The 13,109-nt window shown below is 51.2% G+C and carries 11 protein-coding genes; 6 read left to right on the top strand and 5 right to left on the bottom strand.

The genetic code is table 11. The features are described from left to right. Positions 1-181 precede the first annotated feature (181 nt). Positions 182-592 (top strand): co-chaperone GroES family protein, encoded by a 411-nt coding sequence (locus OXH16_06545; protein MCY3681036.1) that lies wholly within the window; start codon positions 182-184, stop codon positions 590-592. A gap of 56 nt (positions 593-648) precedes the next feature. Here OXH16_06545 and OXH16_06540 read toward each other — a convergent pair whose 3' ends face one another. The 5 genes from OXH16_06540 to OXH16_06520 form a co-directional block, all read right to left on the bottom strand. After that, complete coding sequence (locus tag OXH16_06540) at positions 649-1,587, bottom strand: formylglycine-generating enzyme family protein (GenBank protein MCY3681035.1); 939 nt, start codon at positions 1,585-1,587, stop codon at positions 649-651. Between the two features lie 166 nt (positions 1,588-1,753). Beyond that, complete coding sequence (locus OXH16_06535; protein MCY3681034.1) at positions 1,754-2,071, bottom strand: HU family DNA-binding protein; 318 nt, start codon at positions 2,069-2,071, stop codon at positions 1,754-1,756. Positions 2,072-2,236: 165 nt separating this feature from the next. After that, entirely contained in the window at positions 2,237-3,220 is a 984-nt protein-coding gene (locus tag OXH16_06530) for an aldo/keto reductase (protein ID MCY3681033.1), read from the bottom strand. A gap of 135 nt (positions 3,221-3,355) precedes the next feature. Next, on the bottom strand, positions 3,356-4,117 hold the full coding sequence (locus tag OXH16_06525) for an SDR family oxidoreductase (protein MCY3681032.1): 762 nt from the start codon (positions 4,115-4,117) through the stop codon (positions 3,356-3,358). A 17-nt stretch (positions 4,118-4,134) separates the two neighbouring features. Further along, positions 4,135-5,151: an alcohol dehydrogenase catalytic domain-containing protein gene (locus OXH16_06520; protein ID MCY3681031.1), complete on the bottom strand. Its 1,017-nt coding sequence runs from the start codon at positions 5,149-5,151 to the stop codon at positions 4,135-4,137. Positions 5,152-5,313: 162 nt separating this feature from the next. Here OXH16_06520 and OXH16_06515 point away from each other — a divergent pair, with 162 nt between their 5' ends. From OXH16_06515 to OXH16_06495, 5 genes are all read left to right on the top strand, one after another. Continuing rightward, complete coding sequence (locus tag OXH16_06515; protein MCY3681030.1) at positions 5,314-8,163, top strand: exonuclease domain-containing protein; 2,850 nt, start codon at positions 5,314-5,316, stop codon at positions 8,161-8,163. Beyond that, positions 8,160-9,581 (top strand): HD domain-containing protein, encoded by a 1,422-nt coding sequence (locus OXH16_06510; protein ID MCY3681029.1) that lies wholly within the window; start codon positions 8,160-8,162, stop codon positions 9,579-9,581. Before OXH16_06515 ends, OXH16_06510 begins: the two co-directional genes overlap by 4 nt. Before the next feature lies 1 nt (position 9,582). Then, positions 9,583-9,900 carry a hypothetical protein gene (locus tag OXH16_06505; GenBank protein ID MCY3681028.1) on the top strand — a complete coding sequence of 106 codons (318 nt, stop codon included), beginning with the start codon at positions 9,583-9,585 and terminating at the stop codon, positions 9,898-9,900. A 223-nt stretch (positions 9,901-10,123) separates the two neighbouring features. Next, positions 10,124-11,596, top strand: a complete 1,473-nt coding sequence (locus OXH16_06500) for a DUF1800 domain-containing protein (protein MCY3681027.1) — start codon at positions 10,124-10,126, stop codon at positions 11,594-11,596. 39 nt (positions 11,597-11,635) lie between these two features. After that, entirely contained in the window at positions 11,636-13,060 is a 1,425-nt protein-coding gene (locus OXH16_06495; GenBank protein ID MCY3681026.1) for a DUF1501 domain-containing protein, read from the top strand. Positions 13,061-13,109 lie beyond the last annotated feature (49 nt).

Genomic DNA, 13,109 nt, shown 5'->3' with positions numbered 1-13,109 from the left:
GCTCCATAATCAAAAGTATATTACAACGCGATGAAAAATAATATACCTTATCCACCCATTTGTCAAGATTTTATTACTAAAATAGTTTTACCCCTAAACTGTTGACACTTGCGGTACAATTTTTTAAGTTTCACAAACAATTCTTCAGATATGTTAATGCCTCACTGAGCGAGAAAATGCAATGCAAATAGGAAACAAAGAACTCGTCGTTATTGGCGACCGCGTTTTGGTCAAGCGGGAAGATTTGGAAGAACGAACCAAAGTAGGGCTTTATTTGCCTCAAACTGTGGTCGAAAAAGAGGAAGTACAAAGCGGTCGTATTATGGCCACAGGCCCTGGTCTGCCGCTGCCAGAAACGCCCGAAGACGATGAACCCTGGCGCAATTCTCCAAAAGAACCGCGGTATTTGCCCCTGCAAGTTGAAGAAGGCGATTTTGCCTTATTTTTGCAAAAAGCCGCGATGGAGATCTCTTTCGAAGGCGAGAAATACCTCATTGTGCCCCAGGCTTCCATTCTCGTTGTGATTCGAGAGTCGGATACCATAGTAGGTGAAGACGAGGTATTGGATGAACTGGACGGTCTTGACCTGTGATGGTTTTGCAAATGATCAATAAAAAAGCCGCTGATCAGCGGCTTTTTTATTTTAACTCACTGTTTTGCCTGTGCCTCAGTATCTGATCTGGCGCATCGAAAACCCAGAGAAGGATAGGTTTTATCGGGCTTTTCACCCCGCCGTCGGGCCATGTGAATATGAGGGGCACTCCAGCCCCCACCCCTTATGACGCGCTTTTTCCCAGCCTCTGGTCCCGTGGGATTGTTGCGCGGAGAAACGCGGTAATATCCGTCTTCAAACCAATCCCAACACCACTCCCACACATTGCCCGACATATCGAGCAAGCCTTCACTGGTAGCACCTTCCGGGAAGGTTCCCACAGGCAATGGGCGCCGGCTCCGGGTTTCCCGGGTATTTGCCCTCGTGACATCAAAACGGTCGCCCCAGGGGTAAAGACGACTTTGTGCCCCCCGTGCTGCGCGCTCCCACTCTGCTTCAGTGGGCAGCCGTTTGCCCTTCCACGAACAATAGGCATTGGCGTCATGCCACGAAACACCCACAACGGGTTGGTTGGGGGTATTGTATTTGGCCTCACCCCAATACCGGGGAGCCGCATGCCCTGTGCTCGTCACAAATTCGCGGTACTGAGCATTGGTAACTTCGCGTGTATCGACCCAGTACGCATCGAGATAAACCTTGTGTACAGGCGCGTTTTTATCTCGGGTATCTCCCATGAGAAAATCGCCTGCGGGAATTTGCACCTCCATTTTATCTGTACTATCGGAAGACACGGCTACACGGGACCTGGGCTGTTCAAAAGGAGAACGTCCATCAATCGTCTTGATACTCAACTTGGAAATTTCGATCCGGCTGGAAGAAAGCTGAAGCGTAATAGAAGTCGCGGTCTCCCGAATCAGTTCGCCTCGCACAACGCGACCCGATTTGAGAACGACTTCAACAGCCTCAGTTGTATCGACCAGGCCAGATAACACCCCAAATACAATCAACAATACTCCCATCATATACCGCCGCATTTTGCCTCCTTGGCGATTGGACTATCGCTTTTTAGTCGCGACTTTGAAAGTAATCATTTCGCGGTATTTTGTCCAGTCCCGTAAAACATACCCACAGTGATTATAAAAATAAAAGCCCAACCTTAAAAGGCTGGGCTTTGCGACGGTTCCCTAAATGCGACAATTGCTAAACCATGTCTTTCAGTTTTTTGAGAGCTGAGATTCTTACACCCTGCGAAGCGGGTTTAGCTGCAATTGTTATTTTTTCGCCTGTGAAGGGATTGACGCCCTCTCGTTCTGCGCGGGCCGGTTTTTCAACCCTTTTGATTTTGAGCAGACCAGGCAACACAAATTCGCCGACGGAACCTGCTGTGATATGGCTTTCAATGGCACTGTCCAACCCATCGAGAACGCTACCCACATCTTTTTTACTCAGACCGGTACTTTCTGCGATCGCGCTTACAATTTGGGCTTTGCTCCATCGTTTTGTTACAGCTTGCGACATAATTCTCTCCCTTTGTGAAAATGGATGTACCCTATAATCTTCAAACCTTATTCCCAACTGCTCAGGTTGAAGGCTATATCGTGTAACATATCCCAATTATAGTCCAGCATGCTTTGATTTGTCAAGTATAGATTGCCCATTCCTCATTTTTGATGTCTTTTTAGCCTACTCCACCCAAATATCCGGGCGTGTATCCACCCCGTAATTATCAAATATCGCATCAATAGCACACTTATCGTCTTCGGATAACACCACCTCCAATGCCCCCATATTCGACACCACCTCCTCGGGTTTACGCACGCCAACCAGTGCGGTGCTGATCACAGGGTTGGACAACACCCACGCCAGCGCGAGGTGATAAATCGCTGTGCCGCGGTCTGCCGCCATCTGTTTTAACGCTTCCACCACCTTCAAATTGCGCGGAAAATTCTCTTCGGTAAACAAAGGCATATTAAACAACCCGCCCTTAGACCGCCAATCTTCTGCGTCGAATATCGTATTCTCATCAAACGCCCCGGCGAGCAGCCCATGCGCCAGAGAGCCATATCCCATCATCCCAATACCATGCGCTTCGCAATAGGGAAAAACATCCCTCTCCATACGCCGATCAAACATATGATAGCCGTATTGCCCCACATCTACCCGCCGCGTCTTCATACATGCATCGATCTCCTCAGCCTTGAAATTCGATACCCCTCCAAAGCGCACCTTGCCCTGCTGAATCAAATCTTCCAGCACCTGCATAGGCTCTTCAAAAGGCGTGTGTCGATCGGGCCAGTGAATCAAATAGACATCGATATAATCCGTATCCAAAAACCGCAAACTGTTCTCTACCGACGCCATAATTCGCTCTCTGCGACTGTCGCGCCCCTTCTCCCGTCCCGAATCCGTATATCCAATACCGACCTTCGTCACCACAATCACATCCTTGCGTCGATTTCCCAGACCGCGCGCGAGCAGAGCCTCTGATTTCCCCTTCCCATAGCCTTCAGCCGTATCAAAGCAATTAATCCCCAAATCCAGTGCCTTGTGAATGCCCGCAATCACTTCGCCCTCATCAAAATAACCATAATTCCCACCGAGTTCCCAGCACCCAAACCCAATCGCCGAAACATCCAACCCGGTCTTTCCAAACGGCCTGTACTCCATATCAAACCTCCGGTTAAAAATGAGCGAATTAACGAATCTGCGAATCAACGAATCAACGAACCCCGCCCATCCTCCCAAAACCAGTATGTATTCCAAGTTCGTCTATTCGTCTATTCGTCTATTCGCGTTTTTTCTTCACCGCCCCATCCATCCGCCATCCACAGTCAGAATCGCACCATTGATATAATTAGCCGCATCTGAACACAAAAACACACACGCGCCTTTCAAATCATCCGGTTGCCCCCATCGCCCCCGCGGAATCCGCGTCAAAATTTGCTCGGAACGGACAGAATCATTGCGCAGGGCTTCGGTATTATCCGTTGCAATATACCCCGGCGCAATAGCATTGACATTCACCCCCTTGCTCGCCCACTCATTTGACAGCGCCATCGTCAAAGTCGCAATTCCCCCTTTGGCCGCAGCGTAACCCGGTACTGTAATGCCACCCTGAAAACTCAGCAAAGACGCTGTAAAAACAATTTTGCCACCTCCGCGCGCGACCATCTCTTTGCCGAACTCGCGTGCGAGAACAAATTGCGCATTCAAATTTACCTCAATCACTCTATCCCAGTATTCATCCGGATGATCCGCCGCAGGTTCCCGCAAGATCGTACCCGCATTATTCACCAGTATATCGACCTGAGCGACATCTGCTTTCACCCGTGCTATAAAAGCCCGCAAAGCATCTCGATCGGAAAAATCACACGCATAAGGGCGGAAACTACGACCCAATCCGGTAACATCCCCCTCCACCTCACTACCCGACGCCAGCGATGCACTCACCCCCACAATATCGGCACCTGCCTCGGCCAACCCCTGGGCAAAAGCGCGCCCAATACCGCGCCGACACCCCGTCACCAGTGCAGTCTTACCGCTCAAATCAAACTTATCCAAAATTCCCATAATAACCCCTGTTACGCCTGACAATCTAAAAGCACCTTCATCACCTCGCCACCTGCCACCATCTGTTCAAATCCCTTTGCCGCATCCGCCAGTGGCAGCGTATCCGTAACCAGCGCTTTTACATCAACCGCGCCAGACGCCGCCAATCGAATTGCCCGCTCAAAATCTATGGGCTCGTACACGCGACACCCCACCAGATGCAATTCCCGCCAAAAAAAACGCTGCAAATCCACAGGCGGTGGTTCAGCGTGTACCCCAACCAGCACAATGGTTCCGCGGACCCGGGCCAACTCCGTCATAACCTTTGCGCCGGGCGCACTGCCGCTAACTTCAAATACGAGATCCGCACCTGCGCCCCCGGTCCAATCTTCGGTATATGCGAGAAGATCTGTTTCCAATGGATTCACAATCTCAAAGCCCAATGCCCTCGCCTTTGCCAAACGAAAGGGATTCACTTCGGAAATCACCACCTCGGCCCCATCCAATCGCGCCGCCATTGCAACCAGCATCCCAATCGGGCCACCGCCAATCACAACCGCGCGGTCACCCAATTCCACCTTTGCACGCCGAACATCGTGGACAGCGACCGCAAGCGGTTCAATAAGCGCACCGGCATCGTCGTCCAGTGCATCGGGTACGCGGTGCAGGCGGTCGAGAGGTGCATTCCAAAAAGCCTGGAATGCCCCCGCAGAGTCAATACCTAAAAAATTCAGATTCTGACAAACATGACGGTGTCCCCGCCGGCAAGCCGCACACATCCCACATGCCACTGTCGGTTCAACCACCACGCGATCTCCCACTTTAAACTCGGCATCTTTCGGAACCTCTACAATTTCGCCGCACATCTCGTGCCCCATCACCAGGGGAATTTGCACTCGTTGATCCATATGCCCCTGATAAACATGCAAATCCGTACCGCACAAACCCGCCCGCGCCACCTTGATGAGCACCTCATCATCGCCCGGTTTGGGTTCCTCAATATCGCGCAATTCGACTCGCTCGGGTCCCAGATAAACAGACGCTTTCATCTCACCTCCGCAATAACCCTTGAAATTCAGGGCTTTGTAATGTATAATTCATAAATCGCCACCAGCAAGAGCCGATCGGAAAATCTAAAACCGGTCGGCATTTATGATACTGCACAGAACTCAAAGAGTCAACTTAAAGCATCCAGGATCTTTTCATTCCCCATGTCCATTCTCCACACCTACATAACCCTCGATCTCGAAACCACGGGTCTGAACCCGAAAGAAGCCGAAATAATCGAAATCGGTGCTGTCAAAGTCAAAGATGGCGAAATAGCCGATCGCTTTCAGACCTATGTGCGCCCCCAAATGGGTGTACCCGAAGAAACAACGCGCCTGACGGGCATCGCATTCAAAGACGTGAGAAACGCACCCCGCATCAACGCGGCAATCGAAAATTTTATGACCTTTGCCGGCGACCAGCCCCTCATCGTACATCAGGGCCGATTTGAAACCCGCTTTTTATCTGAAGCCTCTGGCCTGCCCTTTGGCAACAACATACACAGCGTGCGCGACCTCGCGCAGATTGCCCTGCCCAATTTATCCGATCATCGGGCGAATACGCTCGCGGACTATTTTGAAGTCAAATCCCAATCAGCACACAAAGCACTTTGCGATGCCGAGCAACTCGCAGGCATATACCCGGGTGTCATCGAGATCTTACGCGAAACCTCATTGCAAACAAAACAAAACATACTGCGGCTTTTGCAAGGCACAAATAGCCCCTTACTCAACATCTTTGTCGATCTGGGCAATGAAGCGATCAAAAGCGAATTTATGAACCGCATTCGCGGTGGCGGGGCAGATGGCCTCCCTCTATCCAATGTGGGCGGCGAAGAACTCCGATCGGAAACAGAGGACAGCGAACCCCTCGACATAGACATGCTCTGCACCCTGTTTGAATCCGGCGGCACATTTGACCAACAAACCAAAGGATATGAAGTGCGTGCCGAACAGATCGAAATGGTACGCGCCATTGCCAATGCCTTCAACAACAACCATCTCCTCGTCGCCGAAGCGGGTACAGGTGTGGGCAAATCCATGGCCTATCTCACCCCGGCCATTCACCACGCCGCACAAAATGGCCGCCGCGTCATTGTATCCACCAATACCAAAAATCTTCAGGAACAATTGTTCTTCAAAGACCTGCCCCACCTCGAACGCACCCTGGATATCCCCTTCAGCTATGTCCTGCTCAAAGGTCGCAGCAACTATATATGCCTCAACCGCTGGCATGCCGCACTCGCCAATATCGAAACCTTCTTTACCGAAGACGAGCGCGAAGGCGCTTTATCCCTCGTTATATGGGCAGAACAAACGCAAACCGGTGACATCTCGGAAAACAACGGCTTTGATATGCGTCGCTATGCCAGTCTGTGGTCAAAAGTGTGTTCCGACTCGGGGTATTGCCGCTCGCAAAAGTGCCGCACCAACGGACAGTGTTTTGCCAACGCCGTGCGCCGATCTGCCCAAAAAGCACATATCGTAGTTATCAATCACTCCCTGCTCTTTTCCGACATCGTCTCGGAAAATGCCGTGCTGGGCGAATACGAAGACCTCATCCTGGACGAAGCCCACAACATCGAAAAAATTGCCGCACAATATTTGGGGTGCGAACTCAATATATGGCAAATCAAAAATTTTTCCGATCAACTGCGCAGTCCGGGTTTTCAGAACACCGGTACCCTGCCCGCATTGCGTCACTGGATCGGTGTAGCCGATCTCAAAGACAATATCTTCGCCACCTTTGACAAAGGCATTGGGCGAGCCGTGAACGCCGCCGAAGACATCTATCTCAAAGCGCAGGCCTTTTTTCAAGACCTCACGGAATTTTTGTACGGCAAACAGGGCAGCCGAAAATTTTACTACACGCCCAAAGTGCGCTATCGCCCGGGTGAAAATACGTTTGAAGCGGTTGGAGAAAGTCTCGATGACTTTGCCGAAGCGATCAAAGACCTCAACAACAGCTTAAAAAATCTGTGCGATTGGCTCAAAGACTTGCCCGACGACACCTTTCCCAACCAGGACGAACTCGTCAACGAACTCGACGGGCGCGCACAGGAATGCAGCAACCTGCTCGCAGCCCTCAACCACTTGACCCATCCCGAAGATGAACAATGCGTTTACTGGGTTGAATTGCCAACCCGAGAAAACAGCAGTGACACGCGTCTGTTCTCCGCGCCCCTGCACGTCGCCGAAGTATTGAGCGAAGCACTCTACGACAAAATGCATACCATCGTCTTCACATCGGCCACTCTGGGTATTCGCGGCAAACTCATCTACTTTCTTCAGCGCATGGGGCTCGACACCATGCCCGAAGCGCGCGTACAAACGCGTTGCCTGGGTTCGCCTTTTGACTACAATTTACAAGCCCTCGTCTGCGTACCTCAATTTATGCCATCGCCCAAATCCCCTCATTTTCAACAAGCTGTTGACGATTTGTTGCGCCATCTCGCACGCAAAGTCGGACGGGGCACGCTGGCATTATTCACGTCCTACAGCATGCTCAACCAGTCTTATGACGCACTCAAAAACGATCTATCGTCCGACGGCATCTTGCTCCTGGGACAGGGGATAGACGGTGCGCGCGGCAGCATTACCGACCGCTTTAAGACCCACCGTCGTGCAATGCTCCTAGGCACCGACAGTTTCTGGGAAGGGGTAGATATCCCCGGCGAAGCCCTCGAAATCCTGGGTATTATTCGCTTGCCTTTCGCCGTGCCATCTGAACCCCTCGTTGCAGCGCACATGGAAGAACTCGAAAAACAGGGCAAAAATCCTTTTTTACACTATTCAGTCCCCGAAGCCATTCTCAAATTTCGCCAGGGTTTTGGTCGCCTGATACGCAACAAATCCGACAGAGGCATTGTCATCGTCTTCGACAGTCGGGTTTTATCCACTTTCTATGGGCGAGCCTTTCTCGAAGCATTGCCAGTTCAACATCGGGCGTTTCGAGCACCAGACCATTTATTGCAAGCCATCAAAAACTGGTTCGACAAAGCGAGTGCGTCGTGAATACCAAACACCTGACATCCATACGCGAACCTCTGCGGAAATTGCTGGTACAAATCCCCCAGCGCAATCATCCGCTCGTCGGGCATGCATACCACTTCGCCAATGCCAGCCACGAAGGCCAGGACCGCGACGCCGGGCAACCGTATATTACCCATCCCATCGGCGTGGCACTCATCCTGGCTTCTGAATTGGGCTTTGCACGCGACGCGGAAATGATGGCAGCGGCACTATTGCACGACGCCGTTGAAGACTCTGCCCTGACCCTTAACGACATTGAACCCACCTTTGGCAAAAACATTGCCACCCTCGTCAGCGGCGTTACAAAAGTAGAAGGATCAAAAGCCGGTCGCACTGCGCGGCGCATTGCCACCCTGCAACATCTGTTCACCCATGCCAGAAGAGACCCTCGCGTACTCATCCTCAAATTAGCTGACCGCATGTATAACATGCGCAGCCTCGACGGTATTTCAGAAATCGACAGGCGACAACGCATTGCGCGAGAAACCATTGATATATACGCGCCCCTATCGCACTTATTGGGCATGGCCCGCATTCGCCGCGAGCTTGAAGACCGCAGCCTCTGCTGCCTTGAACCGCGTATCGCGAATCAGATACAGACGACATTTAGAACAGAACCAACCGGGCATCTCGTAAAATTCCAGGACACAATTCGCAACTTGCTCAACGCCAATGGCGTGCGGACAAGTGTGCGCGTACAACAGAAAAGTTTGGGCAGCATTTACCGCAAAATGCAACATCGTCCCCTCAGTCAAATCCAGGATCGCTACGCAGTCGAAGTCATTGTCTCGCGCCGTCGTCTGTGTTATTTGGCCCTGGGTATTTTACACGAGCACTTCCTCCCCGTTATGGAGCGTTTCAAAGATTTTATATCCCTGTCCAAACGCAATGGTTATCAGGCCCTGCATACCAGCGTCCACCACAGGGATCAACGCTACGAAATCCACATTCAAACCCCTGCAATGCATCGCCTGGGCGAATTTGGCATCGCCGCATTGCGCGGAGACGCACAACACGAAGAGCGACGCACGCGCTGGTTGCACGATTTTGTCGATTGGTACGACCGCGCCGATGCCTCCCATCACCTGATGACTGAACTCAAACGCATTCTCTTTACCCGAGAAATTGTCGCACTCACCCCCAGGGGTGATCCCTTTATATTGCCCGAAGATGCGACCGTCGTCGATTTTGCCTTTGCCGTACATACCGACCTCGGCTTACAATGCAAAGGAGGCCGTATCAACGGCGCGCGGGCTTATCCATTCTCCAAACTTGCCTGGGGCGACACCGTTGAAATTGACACCGATCCAAACCAGCATCCCAAAAAGAGCTGGATCAACCGCGTAAAAACCTACCGCGCCCGTCGCCACATCCAGCACTATTTCAATAGCCTGAAATAATATGCCTCGTTTTCTCTTATTTTTCGCTATCATCCTGATCTTTGCTTGTTCGGGAACCAATCCCGTTCTCGAAAGTCAAAAGGCGAAGGTTACACAAGCCCAAAAGACATTGGATGAAGAGCGCATCCGCCTGCAAACCCTGCGCGACAGTCTGCAAAGCGAAATTCATCGCAATATCGCCCTGGGCATCCCAAAAGAACAGGCAGAAAAAATAGAACACGCCCGTATCAAAATTCAGGAAACCATTGTCGTGGCATCGGAAAGAAATTTGGCTGCACAACGCGCATTGCTCGACTCTCTCACCAAATATTCTCCCTGAAGCTTTAGTATTTACAAATATTTACAAATATTAACTTGCTCTAATAGCGCAAATTTGTCATTATGTTATAAATATTATCTCACCACCAACATTCTTAAAAATTTACCATCCAATATCAAACTTTTGCACATTCAAAATATTAACTTGCTCTAATAGCGCAAATTTGTCATATTGACCATATATTTGCACTTCCCCAAAAATTTAATCAAGAGGAGGAGCATCCGTGTCCAACCGCGAACACTTTCCCGTTGCGCCCAAACTTGCGTATGCATCCACGGGACTCGAACCGTATATCCCCTCGGCAGAACAGCCATGGGATGAGCACCGGGCGGCACACCTCTTGCGGCGCACCCTGATTGGCCCAACGCCAAAAGAAATTGCAGAAGCCGTGCAAAGCACGCCAGAAGCCATTGTAGATCGCCTTCTGGAAATGCCTTTTTTACCTCCCAGTCCACCCGATCAGTGGGTTTATCAGGATCCATTTCAAAGACCGAATCAAGATGAGCGCAAAATTGAGCGCCAGCGAGTTGACCAGACCCGCGCCTGGTGGATGGCACTCATCGTCAACCAGGAACTCTCAATTCAAGAGCGCATGGTACTCTTCTGGCACGATCACTTTGCCACCCAGGCCAAAGATGTCAGACGCCCACAGTGGATGTATCTCCAAAATTACCTGTTCCGCAAGCACGCCGTCGGCAACTTCAAAACACTCGTAGAGGGCGTCACGCGCGATCCGGCCATGATCTACTACCTCGACAGCAACACCAACAGAGTGGGAAGACCCAATGAAAATTACGCCCGGGAACTCATGGAATTATTCACCATGGGCGAGGGCAGCACCTACACAGAACAAGACATCGGAGAAGCGGCTCGCGCGCTCACAGGTTGGGTTGTCGTAGGTAAGCGACCCGAATTTAGAGAAAACCGATTCGACAAAGGTCAGAAAACATTCCTGGGACAAACCGGCAACTTCAATGAGCAAGACATTATCGACATCATCTTCCAGCAAGAAGTCACAGCTGAATTTATATGCGGCAAACTCTATCGCGAATTTGTCTATGAACATCCAGACAAAAACGTCGTCTCGGCACTCGCGCAAATCATGCGCGACAACAACTACGAAATCAAACCGGTTTTGAAGACATTGCTCTTAAGCCAGCACTTCTTCGATCCAGCCATCATCGGCTCCAAAATCAAAAGCCCCGTCGAACTCGTCGCCGGCACAGCGCGCAGTCTCGGTTTCAAAGCTGGGAATGGGTGGAGCATCAGTTCCGAGTACCTCGTTTATATCGCCCAGGTGCTCGGTCAGAAACTGCTCGATCCTCCCAATGTGGCCGGGTGGCCTGGATATCGGCTATGGATCAGCACATCAACACTGCCCGAACGCCACAAAATGACCGACGAAATGGTCGATGCCAAACCGCGCAATCCCAATCGTTACACCATTCTCAATCCAGATGCAGTGGGATTCGTCAAGGCATTTCCCGAACCCTACGACGCAGAAAAACTCGTTCGCGACATGGGAGAATGTCTGACGGCCTTTCCAGTTGATGAATATCGTCTCGAAATGTTTTTGGAAACACTCCTCGAAGGCGCCGATGTCTATGACTGGAACCCCGACGATATTGCAGCTCCCCGACGCATCAAGAATATCCTCAAACTCATCTTTGAATTGCCCGACTATCAACTGAATTAGACTTGAGGCCTGCCTGTTAGCCTCCAGAAGGAGCTCGTTATGAACAGACGCGACTTTATGAAAAATGCAACCCGAGGTGGTGCCGGGTTTGCACTCGGCGGTTTTATGACGCGGGCTTATGGGCGCGCCGAAGCCGTAGGTCCCCTGGCTGCAGCAGCCCTCAGCGAGACCGACCGCGTGCTCGTTATCATTCGCCTCAATGGCGGTAATGACGGCCTCAATACCCTGGTCAATTTTGAAAACGATGCCTATTATCAAGCTCGCCCAAAAATCCACATCACAAAACAAGAAGCCCTCAGACTCACCCCAACACAGGGCCTGCATCCCCAACTCACCGGATTCAAAGAACTCTATGACGAAGGTCAGTTGATGGCCATGCAGGGGGTGGGATATCCCAATCCCAACCGATCGCACTTCCGATCAACCGACATCTGGATGACCGCATCGAATTCCGACGAATTTTTGAGTCACGGTTGGCTGGGACGCTATTTTGAATCCCAGACTCCGGGATTCCCAGACACTCTGCCAGAACAACCTCTGGCAGTTGATATCGGTCCCGTGCTTTCCCTCGCCCTATTGGGCAAAAATGGTGCCATGGGCATTGCACTGCGCAACCCCAGGCAATTTGTCTATCTCGTGGAGCGGGGCAACCAGATTATCGAAGACGGTCAAATCCCCACACCGGCTGGATATGAACTCGACTTTATCCGCCGCATCAATTTTGAATCCCTACAATACTCCACACAGGTCAAAGAAGCCGCAAATAGAGGCGCGAACAGGGTTGAATATCCCGCCAATAATTCGCTCGCCAACCAGCTCAGTCTGGTCGCGCGATTGATCGCAGGTGGTTTGCAATCCAAAGTATATCTGGTCTCACAGGGCGGATACGACACACACGCCAATCAACTCAACCGCCACAATAACCTGATGAGAGATCTCAATGGAGCAGTCACGGCTTTTGTTCAGGACCTGCGGCAACATCAGTTGCAAGACCGCGTGCTCGGCATGAGCATCTCGGAATTTGGCCGTCGAACAAAAGAAAACGGCAGCGCAGGTACCGATCACGGCACATCTGCCCCCATGTTCTTCTTTGGTCCATCGGTTCAGGCGGGCATTTCAGGTCCAGCCCCCAATTTTGAACAGGTTGACAGACGAGGAGACTTTTACTACGATCACGACTTCCGCCACGTCTATGCCTCGGTGCTCAACCAGTGGTTTGACGTATCACAAGATGTTGTCTCAAGCATCTTTTCATCTAATACGTCTCACATACCCATTCTCAGACGGCCACCTCTTGATCTCTCCAAAGTTGACTTTAATGCCGACGGCAAACTCGACTTTACCGACTTTCTCGAATTTACCCAGGCTTTCGGTACTGACGAAGCCAAATACGACTTAGACGGCGATGGCAAGGTTGGATTTGGCGATTTTCTGAGATTTGTCGATGCCTACCGAAACCGTTAAGCATCCGGCATCGTCTGAAACATAAAAGCCCCGGTCACTCACCGGGGCT

The organism is Gemmatimonadota bacterium (assembly GCA_026705765.1).
GTDB lineage: Bacteria > Latescibacterota > UBA2968 > UBA2968 > UBA2968 > VXRD01.
The sequence above is the reverse complement of the archived record's forward strand: the minus strand, read 5'-3'. Positions and strand labels throughout refer to the sequence as shown.

Excerpts from the sequence above, each read along its gene's own strand:
- OXH16_06495 (MCY3681026.1), top strand. The coding sequence starts at position 11,636 with ATGAACAGACGCGACTTTATGAAAAATGCAACCCGAGGTGGTGCCGGG.
- OXH16_06535 (MCY3681034.1), bottom strand. The coding sequence starts at position 2,071 with ATGTCGCAAGCTGTAACAAAACGATGGAGCAAAGCCCAAATTGTAAGC.
- OXH16_06520 (MCY3681031.1), bottom strand. The coding sequence starts at position 5,151 with ATGAAAGCGTCTGTTTATCTGGGACCCGAGCGAGTCGAATTGCGCGAT.
- OXH16_06545 (MCY3681036.1), top strand. The coding sequence starts at position 182 with ATGCAAATAGGAAACAAAGAACTCGTCGTTATTGGCGACCGCGTTTTG.
- OXH16_06530 (MCY3681033.1), bottom strand. The coding sequence starts at position 3,220 with ATGGAGTACAGGCCGTTTGGAAAGACCGGGTTGGATGTTTCGGCGATT.
- OXH16_06540 (MCY3681035.1), bottom strand. The coding sequence starts at position 1,587 with ATGCGGCGGTATATGATGGGAGTATTGTTGATTGTATTTGGGGTGTTA.
- OXH16_06505 (MCY3681028.1), top strand. The coding sequence starts at position 9,583 with ATGCCTCGTTTTCTCTTATTTTTCGCTATCATCCTGATCTTTGCTTGT.
- OXH16_06515 (MCY3681030.1), top strand. The coding sequence starts at position 5,314 with ATGTCCATTCTCCACACCTACATAACCCTCGATCTCGAAACCACGGGT.